The organism is Clostridium sp. (assembly GCF_047777555.1).
In the GTDB taxonomy this organism is placed as follows: Bacteria; Bacillota; Clostridia; order Clostridiales; family Clostridiaceae; genus Clostridium_H.
On sequence record NZ_JBKEEV010000002.1, the window covers coordinates 75,159 to 100,022 of the forward strand.

At 31.8% G+C, this 24,864-nt stretch carries 21 protein-coding genes, 1 pseudogene, 1 riboswitch and 1 other annotated feature; of the genes and pseudogenes, 7 read left to right on the plus strand and 15 right to left on the minus strand.

Features of this window, described 5'->3' with window-relative positions; translation table 11 throughout:
• Positions 1–48: 48 nt before the first annotated feature.
• The 9 genes and pseudogenes from ACFWTK_RS03530 to ACFWTK_RS03570 form a co-directional block, all read right to left on the minus strand.
• Positions 49–1,551, minus strand: a complete 1,503-nt coding sequence (locus ACFWTK_RS03530; RefSeq protein ID WP_415874753.1) for an NAD(P)H-hydrate dehydratase — start codon at positions 1,549–1,551, stop codon at positions 49–51.
• A complete protein-coding gene (gene acpS / locus ACFWTK_RS03535; protein ID WP_415874754.1) occupies positions 1,511–1,927 on the minus strand; it encodes a holo-ACP synthase in 417 nt (138 codons plus the stop codon). The genes ACFWTK_RS03530 and acpS overlap by 41 nt, the downstream gene beginning before the upstream one ends.
• A gap of 78 nt (positions 1,928–2,005) precedes the next feature.
• A complete protein-coding gene (locus ACFWTK_RS03540) occupies positions 2,006–2,356 on the minus strand; it encodes a DUF6514 family protein (protein WP_415874755.1) in 351 nt (116 codons plus the stop codon).
• A gap of 198 nt (positions 2,357–2,554) precedes the next feature.
• Positions 2,555–3,148 (minus strand): hypothetical protein, encoded by a 594-nt coding sequence (locus ACFWTK_RS03545; protein ID WP_415874756.1) that lies wholly within the window; start codon positions 3,146–3,148, stop codon positions 2,555–2,557.
• Between the two features lie 127 nt (positions 3,149–3,275).
• The gene (locus tag ACFWTK_RS03550; protein WP_415874757.1) at positions 3,276–4,706 is read right to left on the minus strand and encodes a carbon starvation CstA family protein; all 1,431 of its coding nucleotides are present in this window, start codon (positions 4,704–4,706) and stop codon (positions 3,276–3,278) included.
• 225 nt (positions 4,707–4,931) lie between these two features.
• Complete coding sequence (locus tag ACFWTK_RS03555) at positions 4,932–6,362, minus strand: carbon starvation CstA family protein (protein WP_415874758.1); 1,431 nt, start codon at positions 6,360–6,362, stop codon at positions 4,932–4,934.
• A gap of 111 nt (positions 6,363–6,473) precedes the next feature.
• Positions 6,474–7,185: pseudogene (locus tag ACFWTK_RS03560) on the minus strand (LytR/AlgR family response regulator transcription factor).
• Between the two features lie 4 nt (positions 7,186–7,189).
• Positions 7,190–8,869, minus strand: coding sequence for a LytS/YhcK type 5TM receptor domain-containing protein (locus ACFWTK_RS03565; RefSeq protein ID WP_415874759.1), 1,680 nt, complete (start codon positions 8,867–8,869; stop codon positions 7,190–7,192).
• Between the two features lie 15 nt (positions 8,870–8,884).
• Positions 8,885–9,355 (minus strand): COG2426 family protein, encoded by a 471-nt coding sequence (locus ACFWTK_RS03570; RefSeq protein WP_061858773.1) that lies wholly within the window; start codon positions 9,353–9,355, stop codon positions 8,885–8,887.
• A gap of 255 nt (positions 9,356–9,610) precedes the next feature.
• Here ACFWTK_RS03570 and ACFWTK_RS03575 point away from each other — a divergent pair, with 255 nt between their 5' ends.
• Genes ACFWTK_RS03575 through ACFWTK_RS03585 form a run of 3 tightly spaced genes read left to right on the plus strand, consistent with a single transcriptional unit; the run spans position 9,611 to position 12,205 of the window.
• Positions 9,611–10,933 carry an amidohydrolase gene (locus ACFWTK_RS03575; protein ID WP_415874760.1) on the plus strand — a complete coding sequence of 441 codons (1,323 nt, stop codon included), beginning with the start codon at positions 9,611–9,613 and terminating at the stop codon, positions 10,931–10,933.
• Positions 10,934–11,755 (plus strand): DUF3100 domain-containing protein, encoded by an 822-nt coding sequence (locus tag ACFWTK_RS03580; protein ID WP_415874761.1) that lies wholly within the window; start codon positions 10,934–10,936, stop codon positions 11,753–11,755.
• 3 nt (positions 11,756–11,758) lie between these two features.
• Positions 11,759–12,205, plus strand: coding sequence for a DUF340 domain-containing protein (locus ACFWTK_RS03585; protein ID WP_415874762.1), 447 nt, complete (start codon positions 11,759–11,761; stop codon positions 12,203–12,205).
• A 59-nt stretch (positions 12,206–12,264) separates the two neighbouring features.
• Here the strand turns inward: ACFWTK_RS03585 and ilvA are convergent, their stop codons facing one another.
• On the minus strand, positions 12,265–13,482 hold the full coding sequence (gene ilvA / locus ACFWTK_RS03590) for a threonine ammonia-lyase (RefSeq protein WP_415874763.1): 1,218 nt from the start codon (positions 13,480–13,482) through the stop codon (positions 12,265–12,267).
• 654 nt (positions 13,483–14,136) lie between these two features.
• On the opposite strand from ilvA, the gene ACFWTK_RS03595 reads away from it, so the two are divergent.
• The 3 genes from ACFWTK_RS03595 (at position 14,137) to sdaAA (ending at position 17,078) form a co-directional block, all read left to right on the plus strand.
• A complete protein-coding gene (locus tag ACFWTK_RS03595) occupies positions 14,137–15,312 on the plus strand; it encodes a dicarboxylate/amino acid:cation symporter (protein WP_415874764.1) in 1,176 nt (391 codons plus the stop codon).
• A 203-nt stretch (positions 15,313–15,515) separates the two neighbouring features.
• On the plus strand, positions 15,516–16,199 hold the full coding sequence (sdaAB, locus tag ACFWTK_RS03600) for an L-serine ammonia-lyase, iron-sulfur-dependent subunit beta (protein WP_415874765.1): 684 nt from the start codon (positions 15,516–15,518) through the stop codon (positions 16,197–16,199).
• Between the two features lie 3 nt (positions 16,200–16,202).
• Positions 16,203–17,078 (plus strand): L-serine ammonia-lyase, iron-sulfur-dependent, subunit alpha, encoded by an 876-nt coding sequence (gene sdaAA, locus ACFWTK_RS03605; RefSeq protein ID WP_415874766.1) that lies wholly within the window; start codon positions 16,203–16,205, stop codon positions 17,076–17,078.
• A 147-nt stretch (positions 17,079–17,225) separates the two neighbouring features.
• Here the strand turns inward: sdaAA and ACFWTK_RS03610 are convergent, their stop codons facing one another.
• The 4 genes from ACFWTK_RS03610 to ACFWTK_RS03625 form a co-directional block, all read right to left on the minus strand.
• Positions 17,226–18,482, minus strand: a complete 1,257-nt coding sequence (locus tag ACFWTK_RS03610; RefSeq protein ID WP_415874767.1) for a Na+/H+ antiporter NhaC family protein — start codon at positions 18,480–18,482, stop codon at positions 17,226–17,228.
• A gap of 185 nt (positions 18,483–18,667) precedes the next feature.
• Positions 18,668–18,770, minus strand: a riboswitch (SAM riboswitch).
• A 77-nt stretch (positions 18,771–18,847) separates the two neighbouring features.
• Positions 18,848–19,096: a hypothetical protein gene (locus ACFWTK_RS03615; RefSeq protein ID WP_415874768.1), complete on the minus strand. Its 249-nt coding sequence runs from the start codon at positions 19,094–19,096 to the stop codon at positions 18,848–18,850.
• Entirely contained in the window at positions 19,096–20,829 is a 1,734-nt protein-coding gene (locus tag ACFWTK_RS03620) for an ABC transporter ATP-binding protein (RefSeq protein WP_415874769.1), read from the minus strand. Before ACFWTK_RS03620 ends, ACFWTK_RS03615 begins: the two co-directional genes overlap by 1 nt.
• 200 nt (positions 20,830–21,029) lie before the next feature.
• A complete protein-coding gene (locus tag ACFWTK_RS03625) occupies positions 21,030–22,490 on the minus strand; it encodes a sodium-dependent transporter (protein WP_415874770.1) in 1,461 nt (486 codons plus the stop codon).
• Positions 22,491–22,677: 187 nt separating this feature from the next.
• Positions 22,678–22,929: a binding site (T-box leader), on the minus strand.
• 307 nt (positions 22,930–23,236) lie between these two features.
• Here ACFWTK_RS03625 and hsp18 point away from each other — a divergent pair.
• Entirely contained in the window at positions 23,237–23,677 is a 441-nt protein-coding gene (gene hsp18, locus ACFWTK_RS03630) for a heat shock protein Hsp18 (protein ID WP_415874771.1), read from the plus strand.
• 90 nt (positions 23,678–23,767) lie between these two features.
• Here hsp18 and ltaE read toward each other — a convergent pair whose 3' ends face one another.
• Positions 23,768–24,802, minus strand: coding sequence for a low-specificity L-threonine aldolase (ltaE, locus tag ACFWTK_RS03635; protein WP_415874772.1), 1,035 nt, complete (start codon positions 24,800–24,802; stop codon positions 23,768–23,770).
• Positions 24,803–24,864: the final 62 nt, after the last annotated feature.

Consider the following 24,864-nt stretch of genomic DNA (forward strand, 5'->3'; position numbering starts at 1 on the left):
TATACAAGCTATATTAAATACTATTCATTAATTTTTTATAATATGCTGCTAATCCAATTTAACTTGAAGTTCTTTTATGCCAGATGGAAGCTTATCTATAAGGCTAAGTGCATTTACACAAAATCTATCCTTAGATAGCATATCTCCACAATATCCATGTACATAAGCTCCTATATAAGCAGCCTTAAAAGGATCAAAGCCCTGAGCTATAAATGATGCTATTATTCCTGTTAATGCATCTCCCATTCCCCCTGATGCCATAGCACTATTACCTGTAGTATTAATTACAACAGTTTTGCCATCAGTAATTACAGTGTTATATCCCTTCAGAAGTAGAATAACATCATATTCTCTTGCAAAAAGCTTTGCAATTTCTATCCTATTTTTTTCAATCTTTTCTATAGGCATACCTGTTATTCTAGACATTTCTCCAGGATGAGGAGTTAACACAATCTTATTATTCTTTTCTTTTAAAATATTTAGATCTTTTTTTAGAACATTTATTCCATCAGCATCAATAACTATAGGACAGCTAGTATACCTTATTATATCTGTTACTATTTTTAAAGTAGCTTCATTATCACCCATGCCAGGTCCTACTGCTATAGCATCGCTTTTTCCTAAGATTTCATTAAGCTTATCCTTATTTTTAAATGAAACAGTCATAGCTTCTGTAAGCTTAATACTCAATATATCTTGTATATTCTCTGGACAGCATAAAGTTACAAGTCCAGCTCCCGACTTAACTGCAGCTTGGGTAGATATAAAAGCTGCTCCAGTAAAGCCAGTAGAACCAGCCACAACAGCTGTCCTTCCAAAATCCCCCTTATGGAGATATTTTTCTCTTATTGGTATAGCTTCTCCTACATCAGATTTATTTAATATGTAATCATTAATGGAAAGCTTGGTTTCTACAAAACTAGGTATTCCTATATTTTCGATTATAATTTCTCCAGTATATTTATCTGCACCATATTTGAGAAATCCTTTTTTGTAAAACTGAAAAGAAATAGTTTTACTTGCTTCAATGCAGCATCCCAGCACTTCTCCAGTATCTGAATTTAATCCTGATGGTACATCTATAGCTACAGTATAAGAACTAAGCTCATTAATACAACTTATAATCTCTCTATGAATACCTTTTATTTCCCTGGAAAGCCCTGTTCCAAATAAACCATCTACAACAATTTCGCTTCCTTTTACAGCTTCTTTTAGTTTATCTATATTCTCAACGCTCTTAATAAACTCAACATGCACTCCTGAGTTTACTAATATTTCATAATTAACCTTACAATCTCTACTTAAACCTTCCTTTTCGCCAACTATAAATATCTCTATACTCTTTCCTAATATGTATAAATGCCTTGAAAGTGCTAATCCATCTCCACCATTATTACCACTGCCGCATACAATGGTAAAACTGTTATAAGCATTTATATGCTTAAGAACACTTAGAGCTGCATTTTCCATAAGAACAAGACTTGGTATTCCTATTTCTTCTATACAGAATTTATCTACTTCCCTCATTTTTTGAGCTGTGACAATCTTCATTTTGCAACACCTCCAAAACTGCGTATGCAATAGCATTCTCTTTACTATGAGATATGCTTAAATGCATCTTATAATTTCCTAACCTTTCTCCTATTTTTTTTGCTTTTCCCTTTAAAAATACCATTGGTTTTCCTAAGTCATCTTTATCTATTTCTATATCTCTAAATTCGAATCCTCTAATTCCAGTTCCCAATGCTTTTGCTACTGCCTCCTTTGCAGCAAATCTTCCTGCCACAAATTCAGGTCTCATTTTTCTGCTATTTAAATACTCTATCTCATTTTCAGTAAATAGCTTTTGTATAAAATTGGGGTTTTTGAAGATTGCTTTCTCTATCCTTTTTACCTCTATTATATCCGTTCCGACACCCATAATCATAATATCATCCCCTAGACAAATTACATTTTAATTTTACACCTAAAATCCCAAATAAAAAAGGAGGTTTTCCCTCCTTTTTTAACATATGTATATATCTTTTAATATTTCATCAAAGTCTGTTATATATTCATCAATGTATTCCCCTAAAATATCTATTAAATGAATTGGTGATACAACGTTATCATACAGCATTTTCAATAATTCATGGACTTTGTGTCTATGAGGACTAATACATTTAACACTGTCCCTCTCTATTCTAACTAATTTCCCATGTACAATATCTTGTCTTTCAACCTCAATTCCATAAGACTGAATATCCTTCTTGTAACCATTTAGAAAAGTAACCTTGTCCTTTATTACTCTATATGAGTAATGACACTGTACATCATCATAATATTCTGTTCTTCCTAGGCTCTCAACAACTAACATAACTCTTTCCCCCTGTACTTTTCTTTGACAATATATTATCACTAATTTTATAAAAAAGATGTCATTTTATAATCCTTCAATAAATCTTTTTATCCCTTCCTTATGACAATAATATACGGATTACATTCTATTAAGTTACAACTATCACTTTTAAAGGATAAAATTTAGGGGGGTGCTCAAGTTTTCTGTCGAATATTATCATATTTTTCTCCAAGAAATCATCATATTTATACTATCCCTTAGTATATTTTTCCCAACTGATAAATACTCACAAATATCTTCCATTATAAGTAGTGTAGGTATAATTATTGATAAGTCTCTTCTTTTATAGTCCTTTAGGCCATATAACATGCTGTATTTAATTACGCTTTCCTTCTTATATTTTATCTCCTTGTATAAATTCTCCAAAGTTTTATACAATATTGAACATGAAATAGTTACAAAATCTCTTTTACTTTTTTCACTTCCGTTTACTACTTCTCTAATAATCTTCTTTATTGGAGCATCTTTATAATACTTTTCTATGGAAATAATATAATTGTTGCTTATAAAATTTCCTATGATATCAGCATCTATCAGCACTATTTCTCCTTCTGTATTAAAGACTATGCTAAATTCTACATCCTCCTTCCCCTTTTTTCTTACCTCATTAATCATATTCTTCATCCTATAGTTGAATGCACTTGTAAATTTAGAATCTAAAATAAAATATTCTAATTCTCTGGCACATGCTGTAGATAAAAATTGATTAAAACTCTTATATGTTTTCTCTAAATGTCTTCTATCTCTCATATGAACACTCCTAGTTGTATTATCTACTTACACATTGTATTTTGTCATCATTATAAGAAATTATTCATACCATAAGAAAAGGTCTAAGTATAAGCCTTATCTTATACTTAGACCTTTTTTATTAAGATTACATCTGTGCCGATTGCTTAGCTGATACTTTTTTGGCTGCTGTTAAGAATCCTGTTATAGCTACAACTGCTGCAATTATTCCTACAGGAAGACCTATGCTCATTGATAATTTAAATCCTTCTGGTGCTATTAATATATAGGTTGTACATACAGCTGTCATAAATGTAGCTGGAACAGTTGCAATCCAATGGCTCTTCTTTGTGTGCACCAAATACATTGCTGCTGTCCAAAGAACTATTGTTGCTAATGTTTGGTTTGACCATCCAAAATATCTCCAAACTATATCAAAGTTTATTCTTGTTAAAATAAATCCTATTACAAATAAAGGAATACTTATCATTAATCTGTTCTTAATTGATCCTTGATTAAATTTAATTGAGTCAGCTATTGTAAGTCTTGCACTTCTAAATGCTGTGTCTCCAGAACTTATAGGACATGCAACTACTCCAATTACTGCTAAAGTTCCACCAACTTTTCCAAGTAAACTGTTAGTTATTGTGTTTACAACTACACCTGCATTACTGTTGTTTTCTGCCATGAATTTAGCAAGTCCATCTACTCCACCAAAGAAACTCATTGATGCTGCTGCCCAAACTAAAGCAATTATACCTTCTGCTATCATTGCTCCATAGAATACTCTTCTTCCTTGACTCTCTTTACTTATACATCTAGCCATTAATGGTGATTGAGTTGAGTGGAAACCTGAAATAGCTCCACAAGCAATTGTTATAAATAACATTGGATATAATGGTAATCCTTTAGCATGCATATTGTAAAGATGAGTTGGTATTTCTGGTATATCATATCCGCCAAGTATTATAGCTCCTCCAACTCCAAAGCACATTATTAGCAAGCATATTCCAAATAGAGGATAAATCTTTCCTATAAGCTTGTCTATTGGTACAAGAGTTGCTATTACATAGTATGCAAATATAATATATAAGAAAGTTTGTGTGCTAACTGAAGGTATTAGTCCATTTAATATTCCTGCTGGTCCACTTACAAATACAACTCCTGTTAAAACTAGTAATATAACTGAGAACACTCTCATAAATTGTTTAAAGCCATTTCCTAAATACATACCAACAACTTCTGGTATACTAGCTCCGTCATGTCTTACTGATAACATTCCTGAGAAATAATCATGTACTCCTCCTGCGAAGATACATCCAAACACAATCCATAAGAAAGCTGCTGGTCCCCACATAGCCCCTGCTATAGCTCCAAATATAGGTCCAAGTCCTGCTATATTTAGAAATTGAATTAAGAATATCTTCCACTCTGGCATTGGAACAAAGTCAACGCCGTCTTCAAGCCTTACTGCTGGAGTTTCTATGCTGTCATCCGCTCCGAAAACCTTTTCAACGAACTTGCCATAAACAAAGAAGCCGATTACTAAAGCAATAATACATACTATAAATGATACCATTCGCCATACCTCCTAAAATTTATTATATTAACATTATATTATATTTTATAACATATTTTTCATGTTATTCATTAAAAATCAAAAAAAGTACATAAAATGCTTTTATGTATTCATGAAATGCTTAATAAATGTTGGCGTACGAAAAAAAGACTGCTGACAAAATTTATTTGTCAACAGTCTAAATATTTATAAAGTTTGCATTTATATTTTAGTAATCACTGCTTATTATGCTTCTGCTGCTACCCTCGCAGTAACCTTTTTAGCTGCTACTAAGAATCCTGTTATAGCTGCAACTGCTGCAACTATTCCTACAGGAAGACCTATGCTCATTGATAATTTAAATCCTTCTGGTGCTATTAATATATAGGTTGTACATACAGCTGTCATAAATGTAGCTGGTATAGTCGCCATCCAATGGCTCTTCTTTGTGTGTACTAAATACATTGCTGATGTCCAAAGAACTATTGTTGCTAATGTTTGGTTTGACCATCCAAAATATCTCCAAACTATATCAAAGTTTATTCTTGTTAAAATAAATCCTATTACAAATAAAGGAATACTTATCATTAATCTGTTCTTAATTGATCCTTGATTAAATTTAATTGAGTCAGCTATTGTAAGTCTTGCACTTCTAAATGCTGTGTCTCCAGAACTTATAGGACATGCAACTACTCCAATTACTGCTAAAGTTCCACCAACTTTTCCAAGTAAACTGTTAGTTATTGTGTTTACAACTACACCTGCATTACTGTTGTTTTCTGCCATGAATTTAGCAAGTCCATCTACTCCACCAAAGAAACTCATTGATGCTGCTGCCCAAACTAAAGCAATTATACCTTCTGCTATCATTGCTCCATAGAATACTCTTCTTCCTTGACTCTCTTTACTTATACATCTAGCCATTAATGGTGATTGAGTTGAGTGGAAACCTGAAATAGCTCCACAAGCAATTGTTATAAATAACATTGGATATAATGGTAATCCTTTAGCATGCATATTGTAAAGATGAGTTGGTATTTCTGGTATATCATATCCGCCAAGTATTATAACTCCTCCAACTCCAAAGCACATTATTAGCAAGCATATTCCAAATAGAGGATAAATCTTTCCTATAAGCTTGTCTATTGGTACAAGAGTTGCTATTACATAGTATGCAAATATAATATATAAGAAAGTTTGTGTGCTAACTGAAGGTATTAGTCCATTTAATATTCCTGCTGGTCCACTTACAAATACAACTCCTGTTAAAACTAGTAATATAACTGAGAACACTCTCATAAATTGTTTAAAGCCATTTCCTAAATACATACCAACAACTTCTGGTATACTAGCTCCGTCATGTCTTACTGATAACATTCCTGAGAAATAATCATGTACTCCTCCTGCGAAGATACATCCAAACACAATCCATAAGAAAGCTGCTGGTCCCCACATAGCCCCTGCTATAGCTCCAAATATAGGTCCAAGTCCTGCTATATTTAAAAATTGAATTAAGAATATCTTCCACTCTGGCATTGGAACAAAGTCAACGCCGTCTTCAAGCCTTACTGCTGGAGTTTCTATACTTTCATCCGCTCCGAAAACCTTTTCAACAACTTTGCCGTAAACAAAGTAGCCGATTACTAAAGCAATAACACATACTATAAATGATATCATAGCGTATACCTCCTAATAAACTTATAATGGTTACGCATTAGATTATAGCATTATTTTTAAATTAGTATCTAAATACGACATTAAAGAACAAAAAAAGCACATAAAGTGCTTTTATATACCCATTAAGTGCTTAAAATTATTAATATTATTTCTACTCACTGGTATTTCTTCATCAATTCCTTTTAATTTAATCATATATGTGTTATTAAACCATGGTATTATTTCTGTTATTTTGTCTAAATTTACTATATAAGATCTATGTGTCCTAAAAAAGTGCTCCTTAGGAAGTCTTTTATAAAATTCAGATATGCTACAATGTTCCTACGTATCTATTTGAAGAGGTATATATTATAGTTTCTCTCTCCTTAGCTTCACAATAACAAATATCGCATACTTCTATTACTTTTAATTTATTATCCTTTTTTAAAGTTATTTTATTACTTACATATTTTATATCATTATCAGACCTTGACTTTTCTAATCTCTTTAAAGTGCTCATAATTCTTTCTTCTGAATAAGGTTTTAAAATATAATCAAAAGCTTCTACTTCAAAAGCATCTACAGCATATTCCTTATGAGCTGTTATGAATACCACATCTATTTTCTTTTCAAAATTATTTATTATGCGTCCTAATGCCATACCATCTAACTTAGGCATATTTATATCTAAAAATATAATATCTGGTTTATTTTTTTCTATATATTCCAAAGCTTTTATGGAATCGTCAAATTCTGCTTCTATAACTATAGAACTGAATTCATTTATAAAATGCTTTAATTCCTCTCTTGCAGGATATTCATCATCCACAATTATGCAATTCATAAAATCATCCTTTCTTTGTTTCTACCATAAAACTAACTCTTGTTCCTCTATTTAGCCTTTCTATTTTAAGTCCTTTCCCGTAGATGTATTTTAATCTATTGTTTACATTGCATATGCCAATCTTATTTTCCTGCATTTTATTTTCATATACCTTATTTATAACTTCTTCTGGGATTCCTATGCCATCATCTTCTATAATTATACTAACACTGTTATCATTAATCTTTTTTATATCTATTTTCACAGTACCTCTATTGCTATCTACTAAAATCCCATGTTTTATAGAATTTTCTACCAAAGGCTGTATTATCAAACTTGGTATTTTAATATCTAAGTCCTCATCTATGTTATAAACCACGTTTAACTTATCTCCAAATCTAGCCTTCTCAATTTCGACATAGGCTTTAACTTGTTCCAATTCTTTATATATATCTACAAAATTATCTCCTGCCTCCAAATTATACCTAAGAAATGTAGATAAATTAATTATCAATTCTCTAGCCTTACCCGGATTTATTCTAACAAAAGATATAATTGTATTTAAAGCATTAAATAAAAAGTGAGGATTTATCTGCGCTTGTAATGCTTTTATCTCTGCCTTGGTTGCCATTTCTTTAAGTTTTCCAAGTTTACTTATTTCTAACTGGGTAGAAATAATTTGAGAAAGCCCAATAGCTAAGTTTTTATTTCTAAAGGATATGGCATCTTCCTTTGAATAATATATCTTTAATGTGCCTACTATTTCATCTCCATCTTTTAAAGGCGCTATTATAGCTGATTTAAGCTGACAGTGTTTATGAGGACAATTAATTTGCTCAGGCTTAGTAAGTGCTAAAATTTCCCCAGTTTTAATTACTTTCCCAGTAGCTTCCGTTTGGATTTCCTGTCCTTTTATATGGTGGTCCGAACCAATTCCTATATGAGCAAGAACATATTTTTTATCAGTAATAGATACTGCATCTGCATCTATAGAATCCTTTATAATCTCACATATTTTATCAAAAGAATTGCCTTCAAATTCTCTAAAATAAGGTAATGTTTTATTAGCCACTTCTAGAGCTATTTTAGCTTGTTTTGCGGCTATTTCTTCTTTTTCCTCAAATATACTTTGTATCAATAAAATCAGTATGGCTATTCCAATAGCATTGGTAAATCCCATTGGAATATATATATGTTGAACTATATCTAAGGCTACGTGAAAAGGTTTAGATAATAGCAGTATAAGGATCATCTCCATGCTTTCCATTAAAATTCCACCTACAAATCCATAACTTGACTTGTCTTCATTTTTGTTTTTACATTTTTTATAAAGCACTCCAGACAAAAAACCAGTAGTAATAGTTGTCATAGCGCAAGGGAAAGCTGTGATACCTCCAAAATCTATAATGAATCTATGTATTCCTGCTATAAGACCTGACAGGATTCCAACAAAAGGCCCACAGAGTATACCGCCAGCCATAACTCCAATAATCCTAGTATTTGCTATGGCTCCATTAATATCCGTACCTATATAAGTTCCTAATATTCCAAAAGCTCCAAATATACAAGATAAAATAATTAAATCTTTCTTTTGAAATTTATCCTTCTGTATTATATTTTTAAAACTGTTTGTACGTGTCACTACAAATCCAATCAATATGATATAACCCATGTTATTAAAAAGGCTTTTTATCAGCTCTATCACTAATTACACACCACCTTAAGCTTTAAAAACGCTCGATAAAATGGCTGGAGAAACTACACATAATACTGTAATTATAAATGCTGAAATAATGGCACCAACAGCTGCACAAATCATAGATTTCTTAAAATCCAATTTTAAAAATGCTGCTACTGCGGTTCCTGTCCAAACTCCCGTTGTTGGAAGAGGTATTGCGATAAATGTTATAAGTCCTATTTCCTTATACTTTTCCATTTTAGCTGAGTTTTTATTTATTTTTTTTTCTATCAAATTATTAAACCTACTAAAAATTTTATATTTTTTCATCCAATCAAATATATGATTAAATAATAAAAGTATGAAAGGCACTGGAAGCATACTACCTAAAAAGCTAACTAAGAATATAATCATAGGATCTAAGTTATATACATTTATTCCTAAAGGGATTGCCCCTCTCTGCTCTATAAGCGGAATAGCTGACATTATAAATACTTTTAATAATTTACCCATTTATCTTCTCCTCATCTTATTAGTTAAATTCATATTTATATTACCATTAATGTTTAGAATAGTTAAGACTGAATTTTTATGAATTTACCTGCAATATTATTACTTAAGTATTGAAATCCATGTACTCTTATGGTATAATTTCCCATAATACTATCAATAAGTTCATGTTATTTTTATACGCTTCATAGAAATTTGAACTTTAATATCTGGTCATATTTCCATGAAGTGAATTTTTTATTTAAAGGGGAGATTTACTTGAAAAAGGATGAAATGAAGCAGCTAGTGTGTAAATCTATCGATGAAAATGCACACAAAATTATAACTTTAGCCAAAGATATAGAAAGCTGCCCTGAACTAGGCTATAAAGAGATTAAAACTTCTGAAAAGGTCTGCAATTTTATGAAGGAATTAAATTTGAATTACAGAAGCGGCTTAGCCTTAACTGGGGTAAAAGGCAGTCTAAAAAAAGAAAGTTACGGACCTAATGTAGCTATATTAGGGGAATTAGATGGTGTCATATGTTTCGACAGTCCAAATGCAAACAAAGAAACAGGAGCATCTCATACATGTGGACATAATTTACAAATTGCTGCAATGCTAGGTGCTGCACTAGGTTTAAAGTTATCAGGCATCGAAAATAATCTATGTGGTAATGTAACCTTTATGGCAGTACCTTCAGAAGAGTATATAGAAATAGAATATAGAAATAAATTAAGAGAAGAAGGAAAGATACACTTTCTAGCAGGAAAACAGGAATTAATATATAGAGGAGAGTTTGATGATATAGACATAGCTATGATGTTCCACTCTTTAAAAAATTGTCCAACACCTACTGTAGCTATTGGCGACAGCAGTAATGGATTCTTAGGTAAAACCGTACAATACACAGGAAAGGCAGCCCATGCTGCAGAAGCTCCTCATGATGGTATAAATGCTTTAAACGCAGCAATGCTTGGAATAATGGGAATAAACGCTTTGAGAGAAACATTTAGAGATGAAGATTCTATAAGAGTACATCCTATAATAACCAAAGGTGGAGATACAGTAAACAGCGTTCCTTCCGATGTAAAAATTGAGACCTATGTAAGAGCTAAAACAGTAGAAGCTATAAAAAACACTAATGATAAGGTGGATAGAGCTTTATTAGCTGGTGGCTATGCTATAGGAGCAAAAACCGTCATAAATACAATTCCAGGTCATCTTCCTTTAAAATGCTCATCAAGATTAAATGACTTATTTAGAAATAACGCAAAAGGAATTCTTCCTGAAAAGCAAATAATAGACGCTGGGCATTTTACAGCTTCAACGGATATGGGAGATGTATCAAATTTAATACCAGCTATACATCCTTTTATTGGAGGAGCTTCTGGAAACCTTCATACAAAAGATTTTAAAATAGAAAATTATGATGCAGCTCTAATTCTTCCAGCTAAACTTATGGCAATGACGGTAATAGACTTATTATATGACAATGCAAAAGCTGCAAAAGAAATTATAGATTCTTATGAACCTACATTTGAGAGTAAAGATGAATATATAAAATTCTTAGAAGGATGTTTTGAAAGGAAGGTGAATTAAATGAAAAATTGGAAAAACCATATAATAGTACTTGTTCTAGTCGTCATATCGGAGCTTATAGGTGTAATAAATCTTAAGCTTGGTCCTGGTACATTGGTGTTTCTTCCTATGCTTTATGCCCTTATCATAGGCATATTCTTAGGTCCTAAATTTCTAAAATTGGTCAATGATAAAGATATGAAGGATGCAGGCTCCTTAATTACAATTTCATTAATGCTTCTTATGGCAAGGTATGGAACATTGATAGGGCCTACACTTCCTAAAATAATAAAATCAAGTCCTGCATTGATATTACAAGAATTCGGAAATATTGGAACAGTATTTTTTGGAGTTCCTTTAGCAGTACTTCTCGGACTAAAGCGAGAAGCCATAGGATCAGCTCATTCTATTGCTCGCGAACCTAACGTCGCATTGATAAGCGACATATACGGCTTAGAAGGTGATGAAGGTAAAGGTGTTATGGGAGTATATATTTGTGGCACCGTTTTCGGAACAGTATTCTTTGGATTATTAGCAAGCTTCTGCGCAGCCTATACTCCACTTCATCCTTATTCTCTCGCAATGGCATCCGGAGTAGGAAGTGCAAGTATGATGACTGCTGCTGTTGGTTCCTTAACCGCTATGTTCCCTGATATGCAAGAAACTCTTGCCGCTTTTGGAGCTGCAAGTAATATGTTATCAGGTTTAGATGGTCTTTATATGTCTCTATTCATTGCTCTTCCATTAACAGAATGGCTATATAAAAAAATGTATAGATTAAAATATGGTATTCAAGCTCCAGAAGTCAAAACAAAGAAAAAAGAAACTTCCAAGGAGGCTTAGCTTATGAAAATTAAAGATTCTCTATTTATACTTGTTCTTATGGGAATTCTATCCTTAATTGGAAATATGGTAGGACCTAAAAATAATATAATAGATGCCTTTCCTGGAATGGCTATACTTGTAATTATAGCTATTTTAGGAATCATATTAGCTAAAATAATTCCAGGGAAAATACCTGCTGTAGCATATATAGTTACTTTAGCCTGCATTTTAACTTATCCCGGAGTTCCATGCTCAGCACTGATTTCAAAATATATGGAAAAGGTAGATTTTCTAACTTTAACTACTCCAATACTTGCATATGTAGGAATTTCTATAGGAAAAGATTTAGATAGCTTTAAAAAGTCTGGTTGGAGAATAATTGTAGTATCTTGTTTTATATTCTTAGGAACCTATTTAGGCTCTGCTGTTATAGCTCAAATCATTTTGAAAGCTTTAGGACAAATATAAGCATCTTATATTAAAATATTGCTATCTCTCTAAAGAGAGATAGCAATATTAGATTAAAATTAAAATAAACTTAACTTTTGTACATTATATCCTTTTCCATTCAATTCTTCCATTATTTTTATTGAATGTTCTTTTGATTGAGATTCAATTTCGAAAACTACATTTGCAAAATCGATTCCCTTTTCTTCCCAGTTTGTATCCTGTCTTACAGATACAATATTAGCTCCTAACTTACCGATATGGTTTATAAGTGTTCCTAACTCTCCTACTCTGTCTTGTAACTCTACACTAAAGCGTAATCTTCTTTTTTGAAGTATTAACTCTCTATTTAGTATTTTTAATATCATTGCCATATCAATATTTCCACCGCTGATTAAAAGAGCAATTTTCTTGGCATCTATTTTTATCTTATTTGCAAGTACAGCTGCTAGAGGTGTGGCACCTGATCCTTCTGATATTAATTTTGATCTTTCCATTAATGAGAACATAGCATAAGATATTTCATCTTCTGAAACTGTAACAACTTCATCCACATATTCTTTTATATATTTAAAGCTAATATCTCCTGGAGTTTTAACAGATATTCCATCAGCTAAAGATTTAGCACCATCTACGGTTACAACCTTTCCTGCTTCTAATGAAGCCTTTGTTGACGCAATTATTTCTGATTGCACTCCTATTATTTTAATGTCTGGTTTTATAGACTTAGCAGCTACAGCTACTCCAGATATTAATCCGCCGCCGCCGATTGGAACTACTATAGCATCCACATCAGGTAATTCTTCTAAAATTTCAAGAGCTATAGTTCCCTGTCCTGCCATAACTTCTTCATCATTAAAAGGATGTACAAAAGTAGCACCTGTTTCTTTTAAAACTTCCAAAGCCTTTTCATAGCATTCATCATAAACTTCTCCATATTGAATTACTTCAGCTCCATATCCCTTTGTAGCTTCCACTTTAGCTTGTGGTGCTGTAGCTGGCATTACTATAGTTGATTTAATTCCACAAGCAGTTGCAGCATATGCTACTCCTTGTGCATGATTTCCTGCAGATGATGCTAATACTCCTTTTTCTTTTTCTTCTGGTGTTAAAGTCATTATCTTATTATAAGCTCCTCTTAATTTGAAAGCACCAGTTTTTTGCTTATTTTCGCACTTTAGATATATCTCATATCCAGATTGTTTTGAAAATGTGCTTGAATAAATTAATGGTGTTTTTCTTACCACACCTTCAATGTTCTTTTGTGCTTGTTTAATTTTGTTTAAGTCTAATGTCATATATAATCCTCCCAATTATAATATTTGTATTTTTTCAATTTGCGGGTGAAAAGCATATAAGTCTCGTGTTGTAATTATGCAATTTATTCATTGTACCGCTTCATCTAAATAATTTGAAATATTATATTTAAACCTTTACATATTTTCATTATACTTTAAATTTATAAATTGTCACTATTTTATTTGAAAAAATTTTTAGAATTTTCCTACAGAACACACTTGTATTTATTATACGGACATTATATATAATACGATAATTTTATGTCTATTTTTAGCGGGTTAAGCCACATTCATTTGTATTTTGTGCACATACATATTTTCATAAAATTCATTTATTTTTTTAAAATTAGTTGAAATACTTTTTCCCATATGCTATACTTCATATTGTAAACGTTTCATAATTAATATTGATTTTATCTTCTAATATTGATTATATAATTTGAATTTTAATATTGGATATAATTCATTTTTCTGTAAATAGAATGCTTTCCCATAATAATATCGCTCAAATAAAACAAATTAAATAGCCTATATTTGAGTATTTGCAAAATATTATTTATTATACCCATATACATATATGTATTACTATAACTGCATAGTTAATAAATTTATATTTATAATAAATTTATAATAAAATTTAAGGAGGAATTGTATATGAAAAAACTAGGATTAATTCCTAAAATCATTATCGGAATCATACTTGGTGTAATTATCGGCAACTTTGCACCAGTAGGATTTGCTAGAATTTTTGCTACATTCTCTAGCATATTTGCAAACTTCTTAGACTTTGTAATTCCACTGATAATCATAGGCTTTATAGTTGCCGGTATTGCTGATCTTGGAACAGGTGCAGGAAAACTTTTAGGCATAACAGTTCTTTTTGCTTATATTTTCACAGTTGTTTCAGGAACTTATGCATTAATTGTTGGCAAGACCTTCCTACCTGGAATAATAACTTCTGATGCTATGAGCAAGATTGCATCTGCTAAAGAAGATTTAGCTCCTTACTTTACAATTAAAATGCCACCACTAGCAGACGTTATATCAGCACTTATAATATCATTTATACTAGGATTAGGAATAGCAAAGACTCAGAACAAAACATTAAAAGATGCCTTTATTGGTGTACAAGAAATAATATCTTCTGTTATTGAAAAAGTAGTTATTCCTTTATTACCTATACACATATGTGGAATATTCACTAATATGACTTATACAGGACAAGTTTCAGCAGTATTCTCTGTATTCTGGAAGGTATTTTTAATTATTATCATTCTACATCTTACAATGATTACTTTCCAATTCGCAGTTGGATGTAGTTTTAGTAAAAATAATCTATTTAAATCATTAAAAATACAAATTAAAGCATATTTAACAGCTATTGGAACTCAATCTTCTGCAGCAACTATTCCTGTAAATATAGAATGTTCAGAAAAAATGGGTATTTCAAAAGGAATTCGTGAGTTTGTTATACCTCTTTGCGCTACTGTTCATCTATCTGGAAGCACAATGACTATTACAACTTGTGCAATGGCTGTATCAATGCTATTTGGAATGAAGTTAAGTTTTGCTACAATGTTTGGATTCATAGCTATGCTAGGTGTTTCTATGGTAGCTGCTCCTGGTGTTCCTGGTGGAGCTATAATGGCGGCTTTAGGACTTCTAAGTTCAATGTTAGGTTTCTCCGAACAAATGACAGCTTTAATGATAGCTTTATATATAGCTCAAGACAGTTTTGGTACTGCTTGTAATGTTTCTGGAGACCAAGCTGTAGCTATGATAGTTGACTTCTTCCAACGTAAATGGAGCAAATCTGAAGCTACAAATTAAAACAAGCTTAAATCAGATTAGCAATAAAATAAATATCCCTCTTATGTTAAATAGGAGGGATATTTATTTAAATATTTTATTTTTTATGATGAACCTTGAATATTAATTTCCCATATTAGAAATTAATAAAATAGACTATATTTTAAAATTTACTTTTTATTTCTACATAAATTAATTTATAGATAATAAAGGAGGTTATTTGAATGAGTAATTACAGCATTTTTGATATAGTAGGGCCAATAATGATAGGACCTTCAAGTTCTCACACTGCTGGTGCTGCAAGACTTGCAAAGCTTGCCAGTCTAATCTGCGGCGGCGATCCTGTGAAGGTAGAATTTATTCTTCACGGCTCTTTTGCTAAGACATATAAAGGTCACGGAACAGACAAAGCATTAGTTGCTGGAATTTTAAAAATGGATCCTTGGGATGAAAATTTAAAAAACTCTTTTGAAATAGCTAAGGAAAAAGGTATAGAGATCATATTTACAGAAGGAGATTTAGGAGAAGTTCACCCTAATACAGTTAAATTTATAATAACAAAAAAAGATGGAACAATATCCCAAATTACAGGTTCTTCTATAGGCGGAGGTAACATATTAATATTTGATATAGATGGCCAGTCCGTAGAATTTAGAGGAGATTATCCAACTTTGATAACTCTTCACAAGGATACTCCTGGAGTAATTTCTAAAATTACTACACTTCTATATAACGAGAATATAAATATCGGATCTATGAAAGTATATAGAAATAGTAAAGGCCTTCAAGCTGCTATGGCTCTTGAAACTGATAATACTGTTCCTTGCTATATTATTGAAAAGATAAAAGAAATTCCAGAAATACAGAGTATTAAGTTTATAAATCCAATAATAGAAGGAGAGGGTTAATCCATGTTTGTAAATAGTGGAAAAGAACTTATTGATATATGTAAAGATAAAAATTATTCAATTTGGGAATACACACTAAAATCTGAAGTTGAAAATAGCTCTCTTACAGAGGAACAAGTTTTTGAAAGGATGAAAAAAACACTTCAGGTTATGCAACATTCTGCAAATCACGCTTTAGAAAATGACATAAAATCTGTAAGTGGACTTATAGGCGGAGACGCTGTAAAGTTAAACAAATACGCTGAAAGTGATAATACTCTAACAGGAAAATTTATGGTTAAAGCCATGGCTAGAGCATTATCCTCTTCTGAAGTTAATGCTGCTATGGGTAAAATAGTTGCCTGCCCTACTGCTGGATCCTGTGGTATTGTGCCTGCAGTTGTAATCTCTGCTGGTGAAAAATTAGGTAAATCAGAAGATGACTTAGTAAAGGCTCTTCTTACCGTTTCTGGAATTGGAATGCTTATAGCAAAAAATGCAACAGTATCTGGTGCAGAAGGTGGGTGCCAAGCTGAGTGCGGCTCTGCGGCAGCTATGGCATCTGGTGCTGTAGTTGAAATGATGGGTGGAACTGTAGAACAGGCATTAGATGCTGGAGCTATTGTCATAAAGAATATATTAGGTTTAGTATGTGATCCTGTTGCAGGACTTGTAGAAGTGCCTTGTGCAAAGAGAAACGTTGCTGGAACTGTATCTGCTCTAACTACAGCAGATTTAGTTATGAGCGGAGTTAAAAGTATGATTCCTTTTGATGAGGCAGTTTGGGCAATGTATAAGGTTGGAAGACACCTTCCTTGCGAACTTCGTGAAACAGCCCAAGGAGGTCTTGCAATTACACCTACAGGTCTTAAACTTAAAGAACAAGTATTTGGAAAATAGTAATAAAAATACAAAGCATCTTTTATTAATAGAGAAGTGGATAGCTTTACACCTTTTCCTATTGTATACCTTCTTTTGTTTCAGCTCTCCACTTCTCCATTCAAATAAATCATCTTACAATTTACTTCTAAATCATGAGAAACATTCCTACATTTCTGTTTTTACCGCTTTCTTAACTCTAGGTATTCCAAGAGCTACAGCAAGTATAGCACATATTCCCATTAGATAAGGATAATATAAATATCTCATAACATCAAAAGGCGATATTTTCATGGCACCTGCTACACCAACAGCAGTTAAAATTTGTGCTCCATAAGGAATAATTCCTTGGAAGAAGCATGAAAAAATATCAAGTAAACTCGCAGCTCTTCTTGGATCTATGTCATACTTATCTGCAATATTTTTTGCTATAGGTCCAGCCATTACAATAGCGATAGTATTGTTTGCTGTGCATATATCTACTACACTTACTAGAGCTGCAATTCCGAACTCTGCTCCTTTTTTGCTTTTTATTCTTTTTGTAATAAAGTTTAAAAGGAAGTCAATTCCACCATTATATTTAATTACCTCAACCATTCCACCTATTAATAGAGAAATAATTATAAGTTCCGACATTCCAGCTATTCCATCTTGAATTGCCTTTAAAAATCCCCATACATCAAAGGTATTTGTCATTATTCCTACAGCTCCTGCAAAAATCGTACCTCCAACAAGTACAAGCATTACATTAATTCCTATTAAAGCCGCAATAAGAACTACCATATAAGGAAGCACTTTAATAATACTATAGCTATAACTTCCATCTAAAGCTGCATTATTTCCAATGTTTATGAAGGCAAAGACTACTGCAGTAGCTACTGCTGCTGGAATAACTATGGCAAAATTCATCTTAAATTTGTCTCTCATATCACACCCTTGAGTTCTTGTAGCAGCTATAGTTGTATCTGAAATCATAGAAAGATTATCTCCAAACATAGCACCGCTTACTACAGCTCCAAGAGCAAGTCCAACTGGTATTCCTGTTTTTTCAGCTATTCCTAAGGCCATAGGTGCAAGGGCTGCTATAGTTCCTACAGATGTACCTATAGATAAAGATATAAAACAGCAAATTATAAAAACACCAGCAATAAGTATATTGCCTGGTAAAATTGTAAGTCCAAGATTAACAGTTGAGTCTACAGCTCCCATAACCTTAGCAACCTCTGCAAAAGCTCCGGCTAATATAAATATTATAATCATCAATATAATATCTGTATTCCCTGCCCCTTTGCAAAAAACTTCCACCTTTTTATTTATGCTTTCCTTTGTATTCATAGCTATAGCAACTATGCTTGCTGCTATAAATGAAACACTAACTGGCATCTTATAAAAGTCATTAGTTACTATAGATGGTACAAGATACATAACTAGAAAAATCACTAAAGGAATTAATGCCTATGGATTTCCTTTTACTTTTAAACTCTTATTTTCTTTCACCTTTTGTTTCTCCCCCTTACTATTTCTATTTATTTAAACCTAACTTCTTAAAACTACTTAAAGTCTTATAAAATAAAAAAACTTCTTACAGATAATTGTAAGAAGAGTCTCAATACTTATCTGTCAGGAATACACCTGTTGGAATTAGCACCACTGAGCATAGCTCTAGGTTGCTGGGTTTCATAGGGCCAGTCCCTCCACCTCTCTTGATAAGAAATTTTATTCTATTTTAGCACTTAAATAATTATACTAAAATCACTGCATCATTTCAATATATAAAAAAGGAAAATTCTTTAATTTTTACTCTTTAAACTTACCTTTTCAAGGGCTCTTTCCAGTTGAAATCTCCTTTTTCTAACCATCCAATTAGGAATTTTAAAATTCTTCTCTTTCGTAGCTATTATAATACTCTTATCTTCAAAATAAATATCTTTTATATCGGAATAAGAAAATAACCTTATACCTATAATAATGCTCTTATTTCCTATAACCAAGGATTCTTCTTTAATTCCATACCACCATGGTATATAAAGTAAAAACATTATACTTCATCTTGAATATAGCCTTTAAATTGTGAATTATAAAGCTTTGCGTATATTCCGTTTTTATCTAAAAGTTCTTCATGAGATCCTTTTTCTTCAATTCCATTAGCTGTTAGAACTATTATTTCATCTGCATTTTTTACAGTAGAAAGCCTGTGAGCAACAACTATAGTAGTTCTGCCCTTTGATAGTCTTTCAAGGGACTTTTGAATGATTATTTCTGTAGCATTATCTAAGGCTGATGTAGCTTCATCTAATATTAGTATTGGAGGGTTTTTTAAGAATACTCTTGCTATTGATATCCTTTGCTTTTGTCCTCCAGATAACTTTATTCCTCTCTCCCCTACATAAGTATCATAACCATCTGGAAGATTCATTATAAAGTCATGAATGTTAGCATTTTTAGCAGCCTCTATTACTTCTTCGTCTGAAGCATCTGGATTTCCATAAAGAATATTCTCTTTTATGGTTCCTGTAAATAAGAATACATCCTGCTGCACAATACCTATATTTCTTCTAAGAGATTCTAAGGTTAAATCTTTTATATTTTTACCATCTATAAATATATCTCCTTCTGTAACTTCATAAAATCTAGGTATGAGATGACAAAGAGTAGTTTTTCCACCTCCCGATGGCCCTACTAACGCTAGAGTTTTGCCCGCCTTCACCTTAAGACTTATATTTGATAATACAGATTCCTTATCATTGTAGTTAAAAGTAACATTTTTAAAATCAATGTTTCCATTTACATCTTTAAGCTCTACAGCATCTTCTCTATCTTTTATATCTGGTTGTATGTTCATTATTTCCATAAATCTTTCAAAGCCTGTCATTCCTGATTGATATTGCTCTATAAATGAAGTAAGCCTTCTAATAGGCTGCATGAATATACTAATATACAAAAGATAAGCTACCAAATCTCCAGGAGTTATTATTCCCTTATATGTGAATATGCCGCCTGCACAAATTACAATTACATTTAGTATATCAATCAAAAAATGTATTCCAGAATAAAACTCTGCCATAGCCTTATATGCAAATTCTCTTGATATTCTAAACCTATCATTTCCCTCATCAAACTTTTCCATTTCATAATCTTCATTAGTGAAAGATTTTGCAACTCTTATTCCAGATATGCTGTTTTCAAGTTGAGCATTTACATCAGCAACTTTTTTTCTAACTTCTTTGAAAGCATTGTTCATTTTTACTCTCTTTTTTATAGCAAATACGATCATAACTGGTACAAAAGCAAATACTATTAATGTAAGCCTCCAATCGATAGTGCATAGAGCTATAAAAGATCCTACAAGCATTACTAAAGATATAAATAAATCTTCTGGTCCGTGATGGGCAAGCTCTGATACCTCCATTAAATCATTCACTATTCTAGACATAATATGTCCTGTCTTGTTATCATCAAAATAACTAAAAGGCAGCTTTTGAAGATGAGAAAATATCTCTTTCCTCATATCATACTGCATTCTTACTCCTACCACATGTCCCCAATATTCAACTATATAATTAAATATAAGCTTTAATATATATAATGCTGCTAAGAATATAATTAACTTATATAAAAGGCTTAATTGCCTATTAGGTATTACATCATTTATAATCTTTCTAGATATCATTGGATAAAAAAGATCTGCAGCAGCTGCCAAAAATGCACACACCATATCCAATATAAAAAGCTTCATATGAGGCTTATAATATCCTATAAACTTTTTAATCATCTTTTCTCCTCCCTTTTCAAATAAAAATCTAATATATATATTACACTAACCTCTTTGTCAATATCTAGTCTAAAATATGCAGTCTATAGTGCTAAACTAAAAAATAAATGCTGAATTGGGTTTTGCTCAATTCAGCATTTAAGTTCATTTGCATATTAATACAATCCAGCTTATCTACTATAATCTAATTTTTATATTTTTTATACTTCTGATGCATTTGAATTTTCAGTTTTAAAGTGTAGAAGTGCAAGAATTATAGTTAACAATCCTATTACTCCTAAAACTATATTAGGTAACATAGTTCCTACACTCTTTAATTTATCCATTATTCCTGTAAAGTATAAAAAGATCATCCCTATAACCACTGGTGCAAGTACCTTAACTACGAAACTATATACTTTTTCTAACTTAAATGAAAATGCTCCATAACTAGATATTTCTTTTGCTGCATTTTTAGACCCCCATATCCATCCAACAAAGATACAAACTAATATTCCTGCAAAAGGCAAGAATATATTAGATGTTAGGAAATCAAAAGCATCAAATATACTTTTGCCAAATATTGAAACGTCACTCCATACTCCAAAAGATAAAGTACTTGGTATTCCTACTATAAATAAGGCTATAGCAATAAGAATAGTAGCTTTTTTTCTTTCAATGCTAAATTGTTCTGTAAAGCAAGCTACTACAACTTCTAAAAGTGATATAGTTGAAGTTATAGCTGCTATTGCAATTAATGCAAAGAAGAGTGTTGCGAAAAATGACCCAAATGGCATTGATTTAAATACAGCAGGTAAGGTAACAAATATAAGTGCTGGTCCAGAGTTTGGCTCTAATCCATAGGCAAATACTGCTGGAAAAATAACTATTCCTGCCATTAATGCAACTAAGGTATCTAATACTGTTACTTGAAGAGATAAGGATACTAGATTCTCTTCCTTCTTTATATAACTACCATATGTCATAATTATTCCCATTCCTAAGCTAAGAGAGTAAAACGCATGTCCTACAGCTTCTAAAATAGATGCTGGAGTAAGTTGAGAAAAATCAGGCTTAAATAAAAATTCCAAACCTTTTGACGCCCCGTCTAAAGTCACTGATCTAATCATTAGTACAATTAATAATACAAATAAAATTGGCATTAATATCTTGCTGTACTTTTCTACTCCGTCCTTTACACCTGCAATTACAACAAAAGCTGTTATTGCTAATACAACGAAATTCCAGAATAAAGGCTGTCCAGTTTGAGATATAATTCCATTAAAATAGTCACCCAAAGCAGCTGGTGCTACACTTGTTAATTTCCCTGTCATAGCTTTAAATATATATGAAAACACCCATCCTGCTATTATAGCGTAATATGATAATATTATAAATGCAGCTAAAACGCTTAATATTCCCGTCAAATGCCATGGCTTGTTAGATTCTAATTTTTTATATGCTCCCACTGCATTAGCTTGAGTCTTTCTTCCTAATGCAAATTCTGAAAGCATAACAGGTACCCCTATAACAACAATACATACTAAATAAACCAATATAAATGCTGCGCCACCATTCTTACCTGTTATATAAGGAAACTTCCATATATTTCCTAAGCCTACCGCTGAACCTGCAGCTGCAGCTAAAAGCCCTAATCTTGTTGCAAAACTATCTCTTTTCATACGTTACTTCCCCCTTTTATAAACTTATTAATTAAAGTTTTGAAATTAAAACCATAAACGATTTTGCCCCTTGTAAAACTCTACACCTCCTTACCCTTTTGAATACCTTCACTATACTTTAATTGAGTAAGAACAGCCTTTTAAGACTTTTTTTGCAAAAAATCCTTCGTCCCTATGAATACTTATTCATAGGGACGAAGGATTAACACTCGTGGTACCACCCTAATTTGCATTTATTAAAAAATGCCTCATTATCAGGCCGAAGTATTTTTTACTTAGCCTAGTCATTTATCGGTGACTACCGTCCTTACCTACTAAAAGTTTTTTCAGTTCGGCAGCTCTGGAGTGATCATTATATACCCTTTTAACACTAACTTTCACCAAATGTTAGCTCTCTTTAGATAAAACATGGTATTTTTCTCTCCGTCTTAGCTTTAAAATAATAAAATTAAAATAATAAAATAGCTTATTAATATTTGTTCTTAATTATAAAAAATTTGTACTTAGTTGTCAATATAATTTCATAAAGCTTTTTTTAAAAGTTTAACTTTAAGTTCGAAAATCCTTTAAAACAGCCTAGTTTATTTCTTAAAATTTTGTTTAAAATAATTTATGAACCCATTTCATTAATTTTTTTAATCTAGGTTGAAGAAGCTCTTAGTATTAGACTTTGACTTTCTTTGACCTTTATTCTACTATATAAATATAAATTAAAAGTATATCAAATATATTGGAGGGATTTAATAATGTTTGATATGGTTCCTTTTAGAAGAAATAACTTAGCTAGAAGAGATGATTTCTTTTCTCCATTATTTAAAAACTTTTTTGATGATGACTTCTTTAATGCTGTAGGCAACTTTCAAGGAAGTTTTAAGGTAGACTTGAAAGAAACCGACGAAAATTATTTAGTAGAAGCAGATTTGCCTGGAATCAAAAAAGAAGCTATCGATATAGATTTTAGCAACAATTATTTAACAATTAGTGCAAAACGTGATGAATCTTTAGAAGACAAAAATGAAAATTACGTTAGACGTGAAAGACACTATGGAGAATTAAAACGCAGTTTCTATATAGACAATGTAGACGAAAGTAAGATAACAGCAACCTTTAATGATGGTGTTTTAAAAATTACACTTCCTAAATTAAACAAAGGAAAACAAAATAGAAGAAAGATAGATATTCAATAGAAAAAGCTGCAGCTTTATCATGCTGCAGTTTTTCATTAAGTATTTTGATTATTATCACTATTAAAGATATCATTTATCAAACTATAATCTTTAACTTCTAATTATATCATTAACACATTGTGCTACATAAAGCACATCTTCTTTTGTAACCCAATGGTTTGTAACAAATCTTATTTCTCCACCTTCTTCTCCATTTATCTTTATTCCTTTTTCAAGAAGACCTTGTACAAGCTTTTCACTGCTGCATCCAGTATCTTTTATATCAAAAAACACCATATTTATATGAATGTCATCTTTTCTAACTTTAATTCCTTCTATTTTTGATAGTTCCTCTCCCATAAGTACAGCATTTTCATGATCTACTTTTAAACCTTCTCTCATTTCTTTTAGAGCTACTAATCCTGCAGCAGCTAATATTCCAGCTTGTCTTAATCCGCCACCCATTAGCTTTCTTTTCTTTCTAGCTTTATCTATAAATTCCTTGCTTCCAGCTAACATAGAACCAACTGGTGCACACAGACCCTTTGACAAACAAAACATAACAGAATCACAATATTTAGTTATATCCGAAGCCTCTACACCTAGATATGCTGCAGCATTAAAAAGTCTTGCCCCATCAAGATGTACTGGAATACTATGTTTCTTAGCAATCTCATATATATTCTTCATATTTTCTAGAGATATAACTCTTCCGTTAGAATGTGCATTCTCAAGGCAGATTAATCCAGTACCAGGATAATGCAAGTCTTCATCTTCTGTTCTTATTCTTTTTTCTATGTCTTCTGGATTTAGTTCTCCTTTATTGCTCACTAATGTTCTCAATTGAACTCCCGCTATTACAGAAGCTGCTCCAACCTCATGAACAACTATATGGCAGTCGTCTCCTAGTATTACCTCATTACCTCTTTTACAATGAGTAAATAAAGAAAGCTGATTTCCAAAGGTTCCTGTTGGTACAAATAAAGCAGCTTCCTTTCCAACTAACTTAGCTCCATACTCTTCAAGTTCCTTCATTGTTGGGTCATCACCATAAACATCATCTCCAACTACAGCTTTAAACATTGCCTCTCTCATTTTTTCAGTAGGTTCAGTTACTGTATCACTTCTTAAATCAATATACTTCATTCTTCTTCCTCCCTGTATAGTTTTTATCCTTATACAACTCTTATTATATCTTATATTGAGAT

What these genes read in the sequence shown, in the direction of transcription:
- ACFWTK_RS03615 (WP_415874768.1), bottom strand. Translation starts at nt 19,096, where the DNA reads ATGTTTTTACTTTATATACCATGGTGGTATGGAATTAAAGAAGAATCC.
- sdaAA (WP_415874766.1), top strand. Translation starts at nt 16,203, where the DNA reads ATGTTTGTAAATAGTGGAAAAGAACTTATTGATATATGTAAAGATAAA.
- ACFWTK_RS03550 (WP_415874757.1), bottom strand. Translation starts at nt 4,706, where the DNA reads ATGGTATCATTTATAGTATGTATTATTGCTTTAGTAATCGGCTTCTTT.
- ltaE (WP_415874772.1), bottom strand. Translation starts at nt 24,802, where the DNA reads ATGAAGTATATTGATTTAAGAAGTGATACAGTAACTGAACCTACTGAA.
- ilvA (WP_415874763.1), bottom strand. Translation starts at nt 13,482, where the DNA reads ATGACATTAGACTTAAACAAAATTAAACAAGCACAAAAGAACATTGAA.
- ACFWTK_RS03595 (WP_415874764.1), top strand. Translation starts at nt 14,137, where the DNA reads ATGAAAAAACTAGGATTAATTCCTAAAATCATTATCGGAATCATACTT.
- hsp18 (WP_415874771.1), top strand. Translation starts at nt 23,237, where the DNA reads ATGTTTGATATGGTTCCTTTTAGAAGAAATAACTTAGCTAGAAGAGAT.
- ACFWTK_RS03620 (WP_415874769.1), bottom strand. Translation starts at nt 20,829, where the DNA reads ATGATTAAAAAGTTTATAGGATATTATAAGCCTCATATGAAGCTTTTT.
- ACFWTK_RS03580 (WP_415874761.1), top strand. Translation starts at nt 10,934, where the DNA reads ATGAAAAATTGGAAAAACCATATAATAGTACTTGTTCTAGTCGTCATA.
- ACFWTK_RS03625 (WP_415874770.1), bottom strand. Translation starts at nt 22,490, where the DNA reads ATGAAAAGAGATAGTTTTGCAACAAGATTAGGGCTTTTAGCTGCAGCT.
- ACFWTK_RS03570 (WP_061858773.1), bottom strand. Translation starts at nt 9,355, where the DNA reads ATGGGTAAATTATTAAAAGTATTTATAATGTCAGCTATTCCGCTTATA.
- ACFWTK_RS03545 (WP_415874756.1), bottom strand. Translation starts at nt 3,148, where the DNA reads ATGAGAGATAGAAGACATTTAGAGAAAACATATAAGAGTTTTAATCAA.
- acpS (WP_415874754.1), bottom strand. Translation starts at nt 1,927, where the DNA reads ATGATTATGGGTGTCGGAACGGATATAATAGAGGTAAAAAGGATAGAG.
- ACFWTK_RS03530 (WP_415874753.1), bottom strand. Translation starts at nt 1,551, where the DNA reads ATGAAGATTGTCACAGCTCAAAAAATGAGGGAAGTAGATAAATTCTGT.
- ACFWTK_RS03610 (WP_415874767.1), bottom strand. Translation starts at nt 18,482, where the DNA reads ATGTATCTTGTACCATCTATAGTAACTAATGACTTTTATAAGATGCCA.
- ACFWTK_RS03540 (WP_415874755.1), bottom strand. Translation starts at nt 2,356, where the DNA reads ATGTTAGTTGTTGAGAGCCTAGGAAGAACAGAATATTATGATGATGTA.
- ACFWTK_RS03585 (WP_415874762.1), top strand. Translation starts at nt 11,759, where the DNA reads ATGAAAATTAAAGATTCTCTATTTATACTTGTTCTTATGGGAATTCTA.
- ACFWTK_RS03555 (WP_415874758.1), bottom strand. Translation starts at nt 6,362, where the DNA reads ATGATATCATTTATAGTATGTGTTATTGCTTTAGTAATCGGCTACTTT.
- sdaAB (WP_415874765.1), top strand. Translation starts at nt 15,516, where the DNA reads ATGAGTAATTACAGCATTTTTGATATAGTAGGGCCAATAATGATAGGA.